18 protein-coding genes are annotated in these 16,005 nt (G+C 40.6%); 14 read left to right on the top strand and 4 right to left on the bottom strand.

Annotated elements, in window-relative coordinates; translation table 11 throughout:
• Nucleotides 1-14: 14 nt before the first annotated feature.
• Both FZC76_RS09415 and FZC76_RS23440 read left to right on the top strand, forming a co-directional pair.
• Nucleotides 15-194 carry a sporulation protein Cse60 gene (locus tag FZC76_RS09415; protein ID WP_148987955.1) on the top strand — a complete coding sequence of 60 codons (180 nt, stop codon included), beginning with the start codon at nucleotides 15-17 and terminating at the stop codon, nucleotides 192-194.
• 156 nt (nucleotides 195-350) lie between these two features.
• Entirely contained in the window at nucleotides 351-473 is a 123-nt protein-coding gene (locus FZC76_RS23440; protein ID WP_262372513.1) for a hypothetical protein, read from the top strand.
• Here FZC76_RS23440 and FZC76_RS09410 read toward each other — a convergent pair.
• Nucleotides 459-1,736, bottom strand: a complete 1,278-nt coding sequence (locus tag FZC76_RS09410) for a BaiN/RdsA family NAD(P)/FAD-dependent oxidoreductase (protein WP_148987954.1) — start codon at nucleotides 1,734-1,736, stop codon at nucleotides 459-461. The two genes, FZC76_RS23440 and FZC76_RS09410, sit on opposite strands and share 15 nt — an antisense overlap.
• Nucleotides 1,737-1,861: 125 nt before the next feature.
• Here FZC76_RS09410 and FZC76_RS09405 point away from each other — a divergent pair, with 125 nt between their 5' ends.
• The 3 genes from FZC76_RS09405 to FZC76_RS09395 all read left to right on the top strand — a co-directional run bounded on the left by FZC76_RS09405 (nucleotide 1,862) and on the right by FZC76_RS09395 (nucleotide 4,695).
• Entirely contained in the window at nucleotides 1,862-2,242 is a 381-nt protein-coding gene (locus FZC76_RS09405; RefSeq protein WP_148987953.1) for a hypothetical protein, read from the top strand.
• Nucleotides 2,243-2,319: 77 nt separating this feature from the next.
• Nucleotides 2,320-3,933 (top strand): putative polysaccharide biosynthesis protein, encoded by a 1,614-nt coding sequence (locus tag FZC76_RS09400; RefSeq protein ID WP_148987952.1) that lies wholly within the window; start codon nucleotides 2,320-2,322, stop codon nucleotides 3,931-3,933.
• Between the two features lie 51 nt (nucleotides 3,934-3,984).
• Nucleotides 3,985-4,695 (top strand): pseudouridine synthase, encoded by a 711-nt coding sequence (locus tag FZC76_RS09395; RefSeq protein WP_148987951.1) that lies wholly within the window; start codon nucleotides 3,985-3,987, stop codon nucleotides 4,693-4,695.
• A gap of 72 nt (nucleotides 4,696-4,767) precedes the next feature.
• Here FZC76_RS09395 and FZC76_RS09390 read toward each other — a convergent pair whose 3' ends face one another.
• A complete protein-coding gene (locus tag FZC76_RS09390; RefSeq protein ID WP_010195377.1) occupies nucleotides 4,768-4,989 on the bottom strand; it encodes a DeoR family transcriptional regulator in 222 nt (73 codons plus the stop codon).
• A 297-nt stretch (nucleotides 4,990-5,286) separates the two neighbouring features.
• Here FZC76_RS09390 and FZC76_RS23435 point away from each other — a divergent pair, with 297 nt between their 5' ends.
• The 3 genes from FZC76_RS23435 (at nucleotide 5,287) to FZC76_RS09375 (ending at nucleotide 8,433) form a co-directional block, all read left to right on the top strand.
• Nucleotides 5,287-5,496 (top strand): hypothetical protein, encoded by a 210-nt coding sequence (locus FZC76_RS23435; protein WP_262372511.1) that lies wholly within the window; start codon nucleotides 5,287-5,289, stop codon nucleotides 5,494-5,496.
• Nucleotides 5,497-5,731: 235 nt separating this feature from the next.
• Nucleotides 5,732-7,147: a dipeptidase PepV gene (gene pepV, locus FZC76_RS09380; RefSeq protein ID WP_148987950.1), complete on the top strand. Its 1,416-nt coding sequence runs from the start codon at nucleotides 5,732-5,734 to the stop codon at nucleotides 7,145-7,147.
• Nucleotides 7,148-7,254: 107 nt separating this feature from the next.
• Complete coding sequence (locus FZC76_RS09375; protein ID WP_148987949.1) at nucleotides 7,255-8,433, top strand: MFS transporter; 1,179 nt, start codon at nucleotides 7,255-7,257, stop codon at nucleotides 8,431-8,433.
• A 288-nt stretch (nucleotides 8,434-8,721) separates the two neighbouring features.
• On the opposite strand, the gene cysK is transcribed toward FZC76_RS09375, so the two are convergent.
• Nucleotides 8,722-9,660 carry a cysteine synthase A gene (gene cysK, locus FZC76_RS09370; RefSeq protein WP_148987948.1) on the bottom strand — a complete coding sequence of 313 codons (939 nt, stop codon included), beginning with the start codon at nucleotides 9,658-9,660 and terminating at the stop codon, nucleotides 8,722-8,724.
• A 182-nt stretch (nucleotides 9,661-9,842) separates the two neighbouring features.
• Between cysK and thpR the strand changes: the two genes are divergently transcribed.
• The 6 genes from thpR (at nucleotide 9,843) to FZC76_RS09340 (ending at nucleotide 15,675) form a co-directional block, all read left to right on the top strand.
• On the top strand, nucleotides 9,843-10,400 hold the full coding sequence (gene thpR / locus FZC76_RS09365; RefSeq protein ID WP_148987947.1) for an RNA 2',3'-cyclic phosphodiesterase: 558 nt from the start codon (nucleotides 9,843-9,845) through the stop codon (nucleotides 10,398-10,400).
• Nucleotides 10,401-10,415: 15 nt separating this feature from the next.
• On the top strand, nucleotides 10,416-10,811 hold the full coding sequence (locus FZC76_RS09360) for a CidA/LrgA family protein (RefSeq protein WP_148987946.1): 396 nt from the start codon (nucleotides 10,416-10,418) through the stop codon (nucleotides 10,809-10,811).
• Nucleotides 10,801-11,490, top strand: coding sequence for an LrgB family protein (locus FZC76_RS09355; protein WP_262372510.1), 690 nt, complete (start codon nucleotides 10,801-10,803; stop codon nucleotides 11,488-11,490). Before FZC76_RS09360 ends, FZC76_RS09355 begins: the two co-directional genes overlap by 11 nt.
• Before the next feature lie 16 nt (nucleotides 11,491-11,506).
• Complete coding sequence (locus tag FZC76_RS09350) at nucleotides 11,507-12,448, top strand: NERD domain-containing protein (protein WP_148987945.1); 942 nt, start codon at nucleotides 11,507-11,509, stop codon at nucleotides 12,446-12,448.
• Nucleotides 12,449-12,554: 106 nt separating this feature from the next.
• Nucleotides 12,555-14,705, top strand: a complete 2,151-nt coding sequence (pulA, locus tag FZC76_RS09345; RefSeq protein ID WP_148987944.1) for a type I pullulanase — start codon at nucleotides 12,555-12,557, stop codon at nucleotides 14,703-14,705.
• A gap of 169 nt (nucleotides 14,706-14,874) precedes the next feature.
• Complete coding sequence (locus tag FZC76_RS09340) at nucleotides 14,875-15,675, top strand: phosphotransferase family protein (RefSeq protein ID WP_187442009.1); 801 nt, start codon at nucleotides 14,875-14,877, stop codon at nucleotides 15,673-15,675.
• Here the strand turns inward: FZC76_RS09340 and FZC76_RS09335 are convergent.
• Complete coding sequence (locus FZC76_RS09335; RefSeq protein ID WP_148987943.1) at nucleotides 15,670-15,948, bottom strand: YtzH-like family protein; 279 nt, start codon at nucleotides 15,946-15,948, stop codon at nucleotides 15,670-15,672. The genes FZC76_RS09340 and FZC76_RS09335 overlap by 6 nt on opposite strands.
• Nucleotides 15,949-16,005 lie beyond the last annotated feature (57 nt).

The raw sequence follows: 16,005 nt of genomic DNA, 5'->3' as shown, positions 1-16,005 counted from the left end.
GGAGGGTGTCGGGGTTGGTGCAGATTAGGGTTTTTGATGAGGAGCATGAGCGGGACTTGGAGGACGCGGTTAATGATTTTCTTAAAGGGTTGTCTGACAGGGATGTAATTGACATCAAGTATCAAGTTGGGTGTATCAACGACGAGGATGACCAGATTTATTGCTTTTCAGCGATGGTAATATTTAGAACCTGAAAACTTCCCTAAAAGATGTTTATCAGGTTCTTTTTTGTGGGTATTGATAAATATCTAAAATAATTCATAAATAATTGAAACATTTTTGTAACACTACTCGTCTAATTAGTAACAGGTCATATAAACAGAAACTAAAACAGAAAGGATGTATTCACTATGAACCACCACACACAAAACGAGGTACTTCAAGAAGAAAGTAAATCATTTATCAACGAGTTTGGCATGTATGGAGTAGGACTAGCATTTGTAATGTCTTTCGTATTACTAGTAACGACGTAGGCTTGCCGCCTTTTTCCCGGCGTTCAGGCCTGCAAGTCTTCCTGTCACCAAGGCCGAGGTGATATTGTAACCACCAGTATATCCATGGATATCAAGTACTTCTCCACAAAAGTATAAACCGTCTTTCATTTTGGAAGACATCTCTTTCGGATGAACTTCTTTCACAGAAACGCCGCCTCCGGTTACAAATGCCTTTTCAATGGAAAGGGTTCCAGATACTTCAAAACGGAACTGTTTGCACATTTTTGCAAGTTCCCTTATTTTTTCGTGAGCCAAGGTTGCGCCGATCTCCTGTTCATCAATCCCGCAAACTTCCAACAAAAATAATAAATATCTTTCAGGTACAAGCCCTTTAAGCACATTCTTAATGGCTTTTTTTGGTTCGTCCTTCAAAGCGTTGTAGAGCTGCTGAAATACTTGTTCTTCATTTAATGAAGGCATAACATCCAAATTCATCGTTACTCGATCCACACCGAATTTCTTCATTGTCTTTACAACATATTGGCTGCAGCGTAAAACTGCAGGCCCGGATACTCCAAAGTGAGTGAAAATCATATCCATTTGATGTGTTTTTACCACTTTTCCTTTAGGATTTAAGACACTTAAAGCTACATCACGCAGGGACAGACCTTGCAATCTTTTATCACGTATGAATTTTTCTTGTGAATTTAACGGAACCTCTGTCGGGAATAAATCGGTAATGGTATGCCCGGCTTTGCGTGCCCAAGGATATCCATCACCAGTAGAACCGGTATGTGGCACGGATTTTCCACCAACAGCGATGACTACACAACTGCACTCCAAAAATTCACCGGTCTTTAACAACACGCCACGGGTACGCTCCTCATCATATTCCACCGTGTCTACAGAAGTATTGGTTCGCATCTCCACCCGCAACTCTTTCATTCTATTCAACAGCGCGTCAACCACACTTTGTGCTTTGTCTGAAACAGGAAACATTCTACCGTGATCTTCTTCCTTCAACTGTATCCCAAGCTTTTCAAAAAATTTGATGATATCTTCATTATTAAACTCCGAAAATGCGCTATATAAGAATCTCCCATTACCAGGGATATGTTTGATGATTTCGTCTACAGGAAGCCTGTTCGTCACATTACAGCGGCCGCCTCCTGAAATGGCAAGCTTCCGCCCAAGTTTATTTCCTTTATCAATCAGTAATACTCTTGCTTTTTGTTCTGCTGCAGCGATGGAGGCCATAAGCCCTGATGGACCGCCGCCTATGATAATTACATCGTATTTCATTTTTTCACCAACCAACTATATTTTGCGTACATGTTGACTATTATACCCTCTAATCTCTTGTTGGACAAAAAGAGCTACATTCCGTATGATTTCAAGTAGATTACATTAAAGAAAAGGGGTATCCTATGACATATTCACCGAATCTTTCAGAAGCACATATTCCATATGACGGTGGTTGGACTGAGGAAAATGGAACCCCAGTCCTGTTGCTTTCCGTCCCAACCATTCCAGTAAAAATGAACACTAATATACATAAATTCTCGTATACATGGCTCTATGAAAAAGAGATGAATGCTTATGTTCTTTGTATACGCCTAAATAATGAAGAAGAATTCGGGCTTATCTTCAGTCAAAAAGAAGCAGGTGTGCTCTTACTGGACGCTGATGCAAATGCCGAATTCACACTGGTTGTAACCAAAGAACACCTGGAAAATTTGAAAGACGACACGCCATATCTATCTTTTCCAAAGATTTCACTCTCTAGAAGTTTACTGGCGGGATGGTAAAATAGTGCTTCTGCAATAAGAAGTGTGCTAAAATACAAAGGTTAGACAAAAAGTTACAAATAGTAGGTAGGGATTTTATGTCAACATCTAATATATTGAGAGGTACCTTGATTTTGACAGTGGGAACAATGCTGTCAAGGGTACTCGGTCTAGTTTATATTTTTCCTTTTCATGCCATGGTTGGTAATGATGGTGGAGCTCTTTATTCATATGCCTATGTGATATATTCTGTCTTCTTAAGCATCGCTACACTTGGAGTACCACTCGCAGTCTCCAAGTTTGTCGCAAAGTATAATGCTTTGGGTGAGTATAGTGTGGGGAGGAAGCTTTTCCGTTCGGGTATTATGATCATGAGTATTACAGGAGTGGTTTCATTTTTAACGTTGTTTCTGTTGGCGCCATATCTTTCTCCTATGATCATAAAAGAAGGTAAGCATAGTTATGAAGATATTACATTTGTCGTTAGAATGGTAAGCGTGGCTTTGCTGGTGGTTCCTGTTATGAGTTTGATTCGTGGGTTTTTTCAAGGGTATGAATCCATGGGACCAACTGCAATATCACAAGTTGTAGAACAACTAGTAAGAATTGTTTTCCTATTGGGAAGTCTATATTTTATACTGGAAGTTTTAAATGGGGATATGACTGTTGCAATTGGCTTTGCAACATTTGCTGCTTTTATCGGTGCCATTGGAGGTCTTGTCGTATTAGTTTGGTACTGGTATAGTCGGAAAAAGAATTTGGACTCCATGCTGGAAAAAGACCCAGAGACAGTGGAACTTTCTTATAAAAATATGTATAAGGAATTAATTTCTTATGCAATGCCATTCGTCTTCGTTGGATTGGCGATGCCTCTTTATCAATTAATAGATACATTTTCTTTCAATGATGCAATGGTGTTAGCAGGATTTACTGCAACATATGCAGATACCGCTTTTGGAATCATCAATACTTACGGTCAAAAATTAATCATGATTCCGATTACACTAGCGACAGCTTTTGCCTTGAGTCTGCTTCCTGCCATAACAAAATCGTTTATTAATGGACAGCATCAAAGTTTGCAAAAACAGCTTAGTGTGACATTGCAAATATTGCTTTTCTTGACTGTCCCGGCTTGTATTGGACTATCCCTTCTTGGAGGTCCAGCTTATGCCGCATTCTTCTCTTATGATCCTTTAGGTGGACAGCTATTGACTTGGTATGCGCCGACCGCTATACCATTGGCAATTTTCACAGTCACCGCCTCCGTATTACAAGGCATCAACAGACAGAAATATACGGTTGTAGGACTTGCGATTGGACTGCTATTGAAACTGGTCCTGAATTATCCGCTTATCCTGTTGATGGGTGAGGAAGGTTCTATTGTTGCCACGGCAATTGGCTATACAGCCAGTGTTGTGATAAATCTATGGGCTATTAAGAAGTTTACTAAATTTGATTACTCCATGGTACTAAGACGTGGTTTTCTCATGACCATCTTCAACGGAATCATGATTGTTGCAGTCCTAGTAGTGCTTCAATTATTAGAAGGCGTTGTCCCATATAGCGAAGGTCGCATACAAGCCATCATCGTAGTGGCTGTCAGTGGTCTAGTGGGAGCCGGCATCTACTTCTTACTCAGCTACAGAAGTAATTTATTAATGTATCTGTTCGGAAACCGTTTTTCATTTTTAAATAGACAAGAAAGAGGATAGAGGTCTCAAGTCAAAGGGGCCTCTTTCCCTATGAAAGGAGCGACACAAAGTATGAGATTGGATAAAATGCTTGCCAACAGTGGTTTTGGAACGCGAAAAGAAGTGAAAAAGCTTTTGAAAACTGGTGTGGTAAAAGTGGATGGAAAAGTGGTAAAGGATGCGAAGGTGCATGTAGATCCGGAGGTGCAGGAGGTAACTGTCCATGATGATATCGTGGAATACCGTGAGTTCATTTACTTGATGATGCACAAGCCACCTGGACTATTATCTGCAACGGAAGACTACCGCCAAGAAACCGTAGTGGATATCCTGCAAGAAGAGGATAAGATGTTTGAACCATTCCCAGTTGGACGCTTGGATAAAGATACAGAAGGTCTACTTATTCTGACAAATGACGGGCAGCTTGCACACCAGTTGTTGTCCCCGAAAAAACATGTACCGAAAACGTATTATGCGAAAATTGATGGTGAGGTAACAGTAGAGGATATTGAAGCGTTCAAAGAAGGGGTCACCTTAGATGATGGCTATGAAACCTTGCCTGCTGAACTGAAGATACTTGAGGCTGGTCCGGAATCTCAAATCGAGATTACCATCGTTGAAGGAAAGTTCCATCAAGTGAAAAGGATGTTCCAAGCAGTTGGAAAAACGGTTACCTACCTGAAGCGTTTGAGTATGGGAGAATTAAAGCTTGATGAGGACCTAGAGCTTGGAGAGTACCGTGAGCTGACGGATGAAGAGTTGGAACTATTGCAGCGAAGATAAAAACGAAGAACCCCATTCCGAGTAAAAAAGGAATGGGGCTTTATTATGGTCTGATTAATGTTATATGTAGTCTTATGAAGTCAACCTAACTTTTTTCTGCGTAGTAGTCCACTTACCTTTCGTTGGACTTTGAACCAGGTCATTAAATGCCAGCACATTTAAATCACGCTGGACGGTTCGGGGAGTAATCCCAAATTCATCGACCAACTGCTGTGTAGAGACAGTTCCCTTTTCATGAATAAACATGTAGACGGCTTTAATACGGGTTAGCATACGGTTAGTTGAAGGCTTCAAAAAACCACTCCTTATCCGGTATTTAACATGGTACTACTCGCTAAATTCTTAATGATAGGTGTTAGGTATTAAGTTAGTTTATATTGTACACGATTTTGTGGAAAAAATTCTAGAATAATGATGCAATTTACACAATATTAACATTTAGTCTTGGATGTGTTAAGAGTAAATGATTGGATTATGAGTCTATATACATTATTTTACACTACTCGACAATATTCTGCTAGTAATTTTTTGAAAAATATGAAACTTTTGACCTAAAACATCGTATGAAACAGGTGAGAGGAGAGAGCTTATATGGAATTACTCACATTACATTTAGAAAAAGCAGGGTATGATGATGAAATGTCTGTCGTGCAGAATATTGATTTTACAGTGTCAAAAGGTGAGATGGTGGGACTGATTGGTCCAAACCGTAGGACGATCCTAGCCTATATTTTCCTTACATTAATATGCGTTGCAGCCATGATTTATGATATTTTTCCGAGTTTAATTCCATTGCTTTAAAAACTTCCATTTGGCTTGTTTATGGCGTTTTTCTTTTTTCTAAAAGAGTGGTTAAATATAGTATATGATGAATTGGTGGGACATCCATTTTTGAATATGCATAAGGGGAAGAAGCTGATTCAAGAACACTATCAAAATCTTGTTACAAGATGGCTGTACTATCCCGCTGTAGGATTGGTAGGATTTGTGCTTATGATGAATACGCTTTTTCATTTTCTAATGAGGTGATAATTAAATGGGACATATTAATTGGTTGGAAGAAGTAGAGAAAAGAAAAGAATCCTTGATAAAAGATACACAGGAATTTTTACAAATCAACAGTGTGCTGAATGAAGAAGAAGCGAGCCCTAAGACCCCTTTTGGCAAAGGAATAGAAAAGGCGCTACAATATTTATTACATAAAGGGCAAGAGGACGGCTTTCTTACAAAAAATGTCGACCATTATGCAGGACATATCGAACATGGCCAGGGTGAAGAATTAGTTGGAATTTTATGTCATGTTGATGTAGTGCCAGAGGGAGACGGCTGGACAGATGAGCCGTTCAGTGCTTCCATCCGTGACGGAAAAATTTTCGCACGAGGAGCGATGGATGATAAAGGGCCTACAATGGCGGCTTATTATGCTCTAAAAATAGTAAAAGAGCTGGACCTACCTCTATCTAAACGTGTACGCATCATTATCGGTACAGACGAGGAAAGCAACTGGCAGTGTGTCGATCATTATTTTAAACATGAAGAAATGCCTACTATGGGATTTGCTCCTGACGCGGACTTCCCAATCATCTATGCGGAAAAAGGAATAGGTGATATTCAGCTAGGGTTTGAATTCAAAGGTGAGACGCCATCTTCAAATGTCACCTTGTTAACGTTTGATTCAGGTCGCCGATTGAACATGGTGCCAGATCATGCTAAAGCGTCACTTGAAGTGACAGAAGAAATGGAAGAAATCACGCACGCTTTTAATGAATACATTTCAGAAAAAGGTATCGAGGGTGGCTATACGAAGGAAGGCAATGCTTTGTTCCTTAGCATTAAAGGTGTGTCCGCTCACGCGATGGAGCCGGACAATGGGACAAATGCAGGATACCACTTAGCGTCCTTCCTCCAGTCTGTAGGATTAGATGCAATTGGCGCATCTTATGTCGGTTTTATCAGTGAAAAGCTTGCATTTGATTCACGTGGGAAAAAGCTTAACATCAATTTCCACGACGAGATTACCGACGACCTAACCATCAACACAGGTGTTTTCCGTTATAACCGCGAAGCATCTATCGGCACTTTAGGGGTAAACATTCGCTTTCCTGTTACATGCGATACGAAGAAAGTGGAAGAGCAGTTGCGTAAAGAGGCAGAGGCGTATGGCTTTGACGTGAAAAAATTCAATGTTTCCCCTGCACACCATGTGCCACAGGATCACAAGCTTATCCAAACTCTTCAAAAGGTTTATGAAGAACAGACTGGAGATAAAGCGGAATTATTGTCCATCGGTGGCGGGACATATGCCAGATCGCTTGAAGCTGGTGTAGCTTTTGGTCCGTTATTTCCTGGCAGGGAGGATGTGGCGCATCAAAAAGATGAACATATTTTCATTGAGGACCTCATCAAGGCGACGGCCATTTATGCACAAGCAATCCATGAATTAGCAAAATAACATATTTATCCGAAATATAATTATGGTAGAATGTAAAGGTTACTTCCCTATGGGGCGGTAGCCTTTTACTTTTTCCTTTATTTGACGAGAAGAAAGAAGGATAAATCATGAGTAATGCCTCAATAAAAGACAAAACAACTCGCTATTTTTACAGTTTTTACTTTTTAACATTTTTCAGCTTTGGGGCTCTATTCCCATTGTTAACCGTATATTTGAAAGAAGATGTGGGGCTGAGTGGATCCCAAATCGGGATGATCATGTCGATCAGTCCTGTTGTGATGATATTCGTACAACCATTGTGGGGAGTCTTTAGCGACTATACCCAAAAACCAAAACAGATCCTGCTTTGGACGCTTTTTCTTACAGCAGTAACAGGTATTGCTTTTTCATTTATGGAGAGCTATGGCGCCTTGCTGGCTGTCGCGTTTCTGTTGGCTGTTACGCAAAGCGCCCTTGTACCCATTTCAGACAGCATTACCCTTAATTATGTTCAAAGGACAAAAGGGAATTATGGTTCCATCAGGTTATGGGGAGCGATAGGTTTTGCTGTGGCTGTTCTAGTTGCGGGATGGCTTTCTGATTTCTTCTCCTTAAAAGTAATATTCTTTACCTTTGCGATAGCTTTATTGATTGGCACGGTCGTGTCGAGCTTTTTACCGAAGGAAAGTCAGACAATCAGTGTCAATGTCCGTGATGGTATCGGAACGCTCATGAAGTTGCCTAAGTTTGTGATGTTCCTTGTAACAACTTTTCTTGTATTCGGTCCCGTATTTGCCAACAACTTTTACTTTGGCCTGTTTATTACTGATATAGGAGGCACTGTTACCGGAGTAGGGATTGCCTTCTTACTTGCTGCCGGAAGTGAGGCCCCTTTTATGAGGGTGGCAGGCAAGTGGATTGCGCGCTTTGGCCTTCATACAATCATGATCAGTGCGGCGTCCATTGCGATGATTCGTTGGGTGCTTTATTTCTTTGAACCGCCACTGTATGTGGTGTATGCAACTACGATTGCCCAAGGTTTTTCTGTTGGCCTCTTCATACCTGCAGCGCTGCAGTTTGTACGGGATATCGCCCCAACCTCTGCTCGTGCAACGGCGGTTTCTCTATACACTGCCATCGGTAATGGGTTAGGCAGTTGGTTCTGTACGTTCTTTGGCGGCTTTATTGCAGAGTACTATTCCGTTGCACATGTCTATTTGTTCTTCGGCCTTCTAACCATGTGCGGACTAGTGTTCATCCTGATGATCAACCAAGCAGATAAAAAACAACTCGCAAAAGCTTCATAAGTTCATAAAAATGAGTGGATTGGATCGGAAGGCACTCGACTCCGGCGGGAGGTAGTGGTAAACTTCTGACCCCGCAGGCGAAGCCGAGGAGGCTCTCGTCAGCCCCTAGGAAAGCGAAGCCATTTGCGGAAATCCACAGCGGAGTCTAAATAATATCTAAATTCAAAGACTTTTTCAGAGGCCTTTGCGTGAGCTGAGGAGGCTCCAGCAGCGCACTGCGGAAAGCGAGTGCCAGCAGCGAAATAAATGACAAAGACCCTCAGCTACTTCAGCCAAGGGTCTTTTCCTTTATTCATTCTCAAAATCAAAAAGGTCCGTAGACAAATATCTTTCCCCCGTATCGCATGCGATACACACCACAACATCATCAGGATTCAACCTTTTGGCCACCTCAATCGCAGAATAACAAGCAGCACCAGAAGATGGTCCAACCAAAATCCCTTCATGACGAGCAAGCTTACGAGTGATTTCATATGCATCCTCATCTTCAATCTTGAAAATCTCATCATATACTTCCTGATTCAAGATATCCGGAATAAACCCAGGACTAGTTCCCACAAGCTTATGTTTGCCAGGCTTCCCGCCGGAAAGGACAGGTGATCCTGCAGGCTCCACGACATGGACAGTCAACCCTTCATAATGCTTTTTCAACTCTTCTCCTGTCCCAGTAATGGTTCCGCCAGTACCAGCAGTGGCTACGAAAGCGGATAATGGCTTGCCGATTTGTTCCATGCCATCAATAATTTCGAGTGCCGTAGACTTTCTGTGTGCATCAGAATTGGCATGGTTTTCAAACTGCATCGGCATGAAGCTGTTAGGTATTTCTTTAACAAGCTCCTGGGCTTTTTTAATAGCACCTGGCATTTTTTCATCGCCTGGTGTTAATACTACTTCTGCACCATATGCTTTCAAAAGGTTAATCCGTTCTTTAGACATCGTATCCGGCATGATCAATATCGCTTTATATCCTCTTGCTGCTGCATTCATCGCCAAACCAATCCCGGTATTACCGCTAGTTGGTTCAATGATGGTTGCACCAGGTTTGATGAGGCCATCCTTTTCTGCCTGGATAATCATATTAAACGCAGCTCTATCTTTTACACTGCCGCTAGGGTTTTGAAATTCTAATTTTAAGTAAACTGTTGCCGCTCCTTCAGGCACAATACGGTTCAACTTGACAAGCGGAGTATCTCCAATTAAATCAGCCATATTTGAAACAACTTTCACGACTACGCACAACCTTTCTCTTACATGACTCTAATAATCCGTATTGTATCATAAAATATTTAAACGGACTAAGCACATAGCTTATTATGGGATTAACATAAAACTAACTATATCGTCTGTTTGGTGCTAAGATAATATGCAAGACAATAGAAGATATCTGGTAAAATAAGAAGGGTGAGAAAATGACAACACAAACTCATTATTTTGTTGCTGTACCTCTTCCACAACCGTTAAAGGAAGCGTTTCATTTATATATCAAAGAATTAAAGAGTCACTTTCCGTTTACAAGATGGGTGCATCCGGAAGACCTTCATATCACGCTCGCATTTTTAGGTGATTTGGAAGAAGGACAAAAAGAAAAATTGACAGCCTTTCTTTCAGAAACTGCCGCAAATCATCAACATTTTTCGGTCACATTAAGTGAGCTCGGCACATTTGGGAACCCTCAGTCACCACGAATTTTTTGGTACGGTATCGAAAAGTCAATGGAACTTAATCAGTTGCGAAAATCTGTATATGATGCTTGTGAGGTGGTTGGACTCCAGCTTGACTCACGGCCATTTCATCCTCATATCACCATTGCAAGGAAGTGGAAGGGACCAGGATCCATTAATCATGATCTGATTCCTGTCCACAGTTCGCAGAAAGAGACGTTTAACGTGAACACTATCATTTTATATGAAACACATCTAAACAGATTGCCCAAATATGAAGAAAAGGAAATTTTTTCTTTAGTATAGGAGTAGGATTTGAAAATGAGGGGAATGAAATTATTAATTCAAGTAGCAGTATTTTATTTGTTTTACAAAATTGGTGTAGTACTACAAAGTACTTGTGACATCCCGGTCCCAGGTAGTATTATTGGAATGGTTTTTCTGCTTATGCTGCTTTTGACAGGTGTAGCAAAGGAGAGGTATTTGCAAGACGGAGCGAATGTATTGCTTACATATCTCCCTTTGTTTTTTGTGCCCGCCACTGTAGGAGTGATGGACTACTTTAGCATTCTATCAGGAACAGAAGGAATGATTATGTTGCTTGCTCTTTTAGTAGGAACCATTATCGTGTTGGTATGTTCGGGATTGGTTGCTCAAAAAACGGCAGCATCTGTCGATAATAAGACAGAAGCAACAGGAGTGATGGATGATGAATAGTTGGTTTAGTTTCTTGTTCATCCTTACTACCTTCCTAGTTTTTCTGGCAATGAGACATATTTATAACCGATTTCGTATGCCTATTTTCAATCCTGTCGCCACTACGACTCTAGTAATTATTATTGGCTTGCTTTTGACTGATATATCATATGATACATATATGCTGGGAGGTTGGTGGATTCAGGAGTTGCTCGGCCCGGCGGTTGTCGCGCTTGCTTACCCCCTATACCATCAACGTTCAAAAATTATCCGTTATCGAATCCCGTTGATTGCAGGATTATTATCTGGAATAGTTGCCGGCATGGTTTCTGGCTTCTTGTATGTAAAGGTGGCTAGTCTTCCTTCCGTATACTCCGCATCGTTCCTTCCGAAATCCGTGACTTCCCCTATCGCTATGGAAATTGCTGACCTTACAGGGGGGATACCAAGCTTAGCGGCAGCGCTCGTCATACTAAGTGGCATCTTTGGTGCATTGTTTGGGCCAGTCTTGATGAGAAGACTTGGGATAACCCACTATTTAGGAGTTGGAGTGGGGCTTGGGTGCGCTGCACATGGGATTGGGACTGCTAAAGCCATGGAATATGGAGAAGAGGAAGCGGCATTCAGTTCCATCAGCATGACACTATCTGCATTACTATACGCCATAATATTACCTGCAGCCATTCATTATTTATTATAGAAAAGAGTGACCGCCATTGGCACAATTAATAAAATTACAAGATTATATCACCCGTTATGAAGCCGATATATATCGCTATCCAAACCAATATATCAGGTTAAAAAAGCAACAATGGAATACCTACCAAGAGATGTTAAGAAGCCCGGTTGATATAAAGAGTCCTTCTCCTAATGATCAAACGGAGATAACATCCTCAAAAGATGGCAGGTTAATCAGCCTTATGAAGTCCTTCAGGAAAAAAGAACAAGAAGATGAGCTGTTCACTGGTAACATCCTAAAAGTTGATGACGAACAGGAGGAAGAGTGGGAACTTCCCCATGTCTCAGGCAGTAAGACGCCTGAGGAGAGAAAACAACAATTTCTTGATTCCATTCTTCCGCTCCAGCTAAAATGGGCAAGTTCCACCATCAGAGAAATGTCCTATCTGCAGAAGAATTATAAACGTGAATGGTTACTGAAATATTTTTTGCAAAGGTTCCCGGATACGTTTTTTGTGATGTATAAACCTATCTTTTTAGTGAAGCATGCACCAGTGGAACTTGAAATCATCCTTATTACCCCAAACGAAATTATCGGTCTCTATTACATGGAGGAGCAAGAAGAGAGTGTGGTTTTAGGAAATAATGACCGCTTCTGGTCCATTCGGGAAAAAGAAAAGGAAAGAAAAATAGTAAATCCAACGATTAGTCTCAACAGGATGGGGTCCATTATTAAAAATATTCTTCCACTATATGATGTGAGCTTGCCTGTTACTAAGCTATTGTTGCACCCAAAAGGGTATATTGACATAACGGATGGGCCAGCAGATGTACAAGTGGTAGATAAACGTACATATGTAAAATGGTTTGAGAAAATGCGGGCTAACAAACTTCCATTAAAACATAGTCAGCTAAAAGCGGCTGGGGCGTTGCTTTCTCATTGTCAGTCCACTTATATAGACAGACCAGAATGGCAATAATGAAGAATTGTATGAATATATGTCAAGGTCATGACCATGCTTGAATAATATAGAAGATGGTCAGTTCTAAAAGAATCGCACTTTTAGGAGACAGGGAGGGAAATGCATGATTTTCATCAAAAGAGAATTCGAGGCTTATTTAGATGAAATGGATCAGATCACTATTCTTTTGCCTAACGGAAGTTTTAATGGAGAATCAGCTTCCTTTACCCTATCAGATGAAAAATCAACTTACCCGCTTGAAATTATAGACAGAAAAACGCTCCAGAGCTCCGTTAAATATATATGTAAAACAAATATGCCAATCACCATAGGCTCCAAATATATGATTATAGATGAACATAGTAGGAAAACAGATTTGCAAATCGGGGCAGTTATCCGCTCTCAAGCATTTGATGAAGCATTCTATTATGAAAAGGATGACCTTGGGGCGCAATATCAAAAGGGGGAAACCACCTTTACCCTTTGGGCGCCGACGGCATCTGCAGTGAAAATAAAACTTGTAGCTCCTAAAAGTAAGGAGAGCATTTTCTATAGCCTAATTCGTGAGGAAAAGGGGATATGGCGAATTACGGTGCAGGGAGATTTAGAAGGTTTTTATTACACATACCTGGTTTGCGTGAATCTTGTATGGCGGGAAGCCGTCGATCCGTATGCGATTGCCTCTACTATAAATAGTGAGTCTGCAGTGATTGTAGATAAAGAGAGAATAAACGTTCCAAAAGTGTCAATGCTTCCTTTTAACGATGCAACAGATGCCATTATTTACGAGCTGCATGTTCGAGACTTTTCCTCTCATCCAAAAAGCGGAATGGTTCATAAGGGTAAATATGCCGCTTTTACAGAGGATCCTGTAGAGGTGTCCGAAATCGGAATGACAGGCGTTCCTTATCTCCAAAGTCTAGGAGTAACTCATATTGAGTTATTGCCATTGAATGACTTTGGCGGTGTAGACGAAGCAGAACCTGATAAGGACTATAACTGGGGGTATAACCCTCTACTTTTTAATGTACCTGAAGGAAGTTATGCGCTAGATCCAAATGACCCTTACTCTCGAATATTGGAACTGAAAAATCTAATAAATACGTTGCACCATAAAGATTTAAGGATCATTATGGATGTTGTATACAATCACGTGTATATCCGCGAGGACTCCTCGTTTGAAAAAATAGTGCCTGGTTATTATTTTCGCCATGATGAGCATGGAATGCCATCAAACGGAACGGGAGTAGGAAATGACATTGCATCCGAACGGAAAATGGTACGTAAATTTATTCTGGATTCCATTCGATACTGGTTGCAGGAATATGATGTGGATGGTTTCCGATTTGACTTGATGGGAATATTAGACGTTCAGACAATAAATGAAGTAAAAGAGGCGGTATCTGTCATCAAACCAGGAGCCATCATCCTTGGAGAAGGGTGGGAACTGAACACCCCTTTAGCCGCTGACCGTAAAGCAATGATACTCAATGCAAAGAAGATGCCTGGAATCGCATTCTTTAATGACATGGTTCGCGATTCGGTAAAAGGTAGTACGTTCAACTTATTCGACAGGGGATTTGCGCTTGGCAATACCCACAAAATTGCTCTGTTAAAACAATCGCTTGCAGGTAGTGTACAAATTGATCCGAACCATAAAGGACTATTCCTTGATCCTGCTCAATCAATCAACTATATTGAATCCCATGATAATCATACAATGTGGGATAAAATAGCTGTCTGCAATAGCCATGAAAATGAAGAAACAAGAATAAAGCGTCATCGCCTTGCCGCTTCCGTCACACTCCTATCTCAAGGCATCCCATTTTTACATGCAGGGCAAGAGTTTTTCCGGACAAAAGGCGGGGAAGAGAACAGCTATAAATCTCCAGATTCTATCAATAGCTTAGATTGGGAAAGAAAAAATCGTTACTCAGAGAATGTGGCTTATGTGAGGGGGCTAATCTCGCTTCGAAAAGCACATAAAGCTTTTCGTTTATCGACAGTTACGGAAGTAAAAAGACATGTGCGTTTTCCGCTAGATAAAGGAAATCTGCTCATGTATCACCTTAATGATGTGAAACAGTATGGAAAGTACAACCATTTACTGATTATTTTCCATAACGGTACGAATACGGAAAACGTAACCATTCCATTTTCAGGAGAGTGGGAAGTTCTTGCAGAAGGCAGTACAGCAAGCGATTTACCAATCCGCAAAGTAAACAATGAAGTACAAGTGCCACCCATCAGCACGGTTGTATTGGCACAATATTAATTGTTACACAAGGACTTGATTTAATTGGGAAATAACGATAAAATTTAAAAGATAGCTATTGCGAAATTGTTCAATAGCTGTTTTTTTGCTTAAAAAAGTTATTAATATGAAAATTCTTATGTAGCGCTTGCGCTTTTCTAATATTTGATAATGAAAAGTTGTGTTGAAATTGAAGGTGAAATGGTTGGAACATTTATTAGGTGATGAGTGGAAAATCAGTCCTGCGGGTGGTTTGACGGGAGATGCGTATTTCGCTCAAAATGAAGGGAAAAAGCTCTTCCTTAAAAGGAATTCATCGCCATTTTTGGCTGTTCTTTCAGCAGAGGGAATTGTCCCCAAATTGGTCTGGACGAAACGCCTGGAAAATGGAGATGTCATTACGGCTCAGCACTGGATAAGTGCAAGAGAACTTAAACCAAACGACATGAATATGGAAACAGTGGCTCAGCTTCTTCACAAGATTCACCACTCCAAAGAGTTGCTTGATATGCTTACTCGATTGGGCAAAGAACCTGTGGAGCCATCGACTATACTGGAAGATATTAAGAATGGGATGGCTTTAGATCTCTTTTCTTTGGACGTGATTCAAAAATCACTCGATTTTCTTACAAAGGAAATTAAAAATGTTCAGTTCAGAGATAAGGTAGTCTGCCATTGTGATCTTAACCATAACAATTGGTTGCTTTCCGATAATCAAGAGCTTTTCTTAATTGATTGGGATGGAGCTGTTATAGCGGATCCAGCCATAGACTTATGCATGTTATTATATTGGTATATTCCAGAACAGGAGTGGAATGACTGGCTTTCCACTTATGGGATACCACTTACAGACGATTTGCGCCACCGTATGCACTGGTATGTGATAGCACAGACTATACTATCCGTACAATGGTATCACCATAAAGATATTGAAAAAGAGAAACAGAACTGGTTGAACTATTTGGAAAGACTTTTACCGGTTGAACTATGAATATTGATCGATGCTATCGATCCAGTTGGTGAATTTTGATTGATGCAATTGATTGTGATCATGATCGTTGCTGGAATTGATGCCTGCTTGGCTATAAGTATAGATATCCTGCAAGATATTCTTTACATTATGATCGATCTCATTATTGACCATTAATGATTTGATGACGCGCTCCAACTGCTCGTATTCAGCAACAGAACCGCAGCAATCAATTTGATGATCCGCCAAAATATCCTTTAGAAGATGTATTTGATCATGATAATTTAACGGCATTTGTCAGCACTCCTTTATTTTATATATGTACTAGCCTTTGTTTATTTATCATTCTTA

The sequence above is a fragment of the Sutcliffiella horikoshii genome (assembly GCF_008180725.1).
GTDB lineage: Bacteria > Bacillota > Bacilli > Bacillales > Bacillaceae_I > Sutcliffiella_A > Sutcliffiella_A horikoshii_B.
This window is presented reverse-complemented; position numbering and strand designations above follow the sequence as displayed.

Coding starts and splice junctions, on each gene's coding strand:
- FZC76_RS23440 (WP_262372513.1), top strand. CDS start 351: ATGAACCACCACACACAAAACGAGGTACTTCAAGAAGAAAGTAAATCA.
- FZC76_RS09410 (WP_148987954.1), bottom strand. CDS start 1,736: ATGAAATACGATGTAATTATCATAGGCGGCGGTCCATCAGGGCTTATG.
- FZC76_RS09405 (WP_148987953.1), top strand. CDS start 1,862: ATGACATATTCACCGAATCTTTCAGAAGCACATATTCCATATGACGGT.
- FZC76_RS09400 (WP_148987952.1), top strand. CDS start 2,320: ATGTCAACATCTAATATATTGAGAGGTACCTTGATTTTGACAGTGGGA.
- FZC76_RS09395 (WP_148987951.1), top strand. CDS start 3,985: ATGAGATTGGATAAAATGCTTGCCAACAGTGGTTTTGGAACGCGAAAA.
- FZC76_RS23435 (WP_262372511.1), top strand. CDS start 5,287: ATGGAATTACTCACATTACATTTAGAAAAAGCAGGGTATGATGATGAA.
- pepV (WP_148987950.1), top strand. CDS start 5,732: ATGGGACATATTAATTGGTTGGAAGAAGTAGAGAAAAGAAAAGAATCC.
- FZC76_RS09375 (WP_148987949.1), top strand. CDS start 7,255: ATGAGTAATGCCTCAATAAAAGACAAAACAACTCGCTATTTTTACAGT.
- thpR (WP_148987947.1), top strand. CDS start 9,843: ATGACAACACAAACTCATTATTTTGTTGCTGTACCTCTTCCACAACCG.
- FZC76_RS09360 (WP_148987946.1), top strand. CDS start 10,416: ATGAGGGGAATGAAATTATTAATTCAAGTAGCAGTATTTTATTTGTTT.
- FZC76_RS09355 (WP_262372510.1), top strand. CDS start 10,801: ATGATGAATAGTTGGTTTAGTTTCTTGTTCATCCTTACTACCTTCCTA.
- pulA (WP_148987944.1), top strand. CDS start 12,555: ATGATTTTCATCAAAAGAGAATTCGAGGCTTATTTAGATGAAATGGAT.
- FZC76_RS09335 (WP_148987943.1), bottom strand. CDS start 15,948: ATGCCGTTAAATTATCATGATCAAATACATCTTCTAAAGGATATTTTG.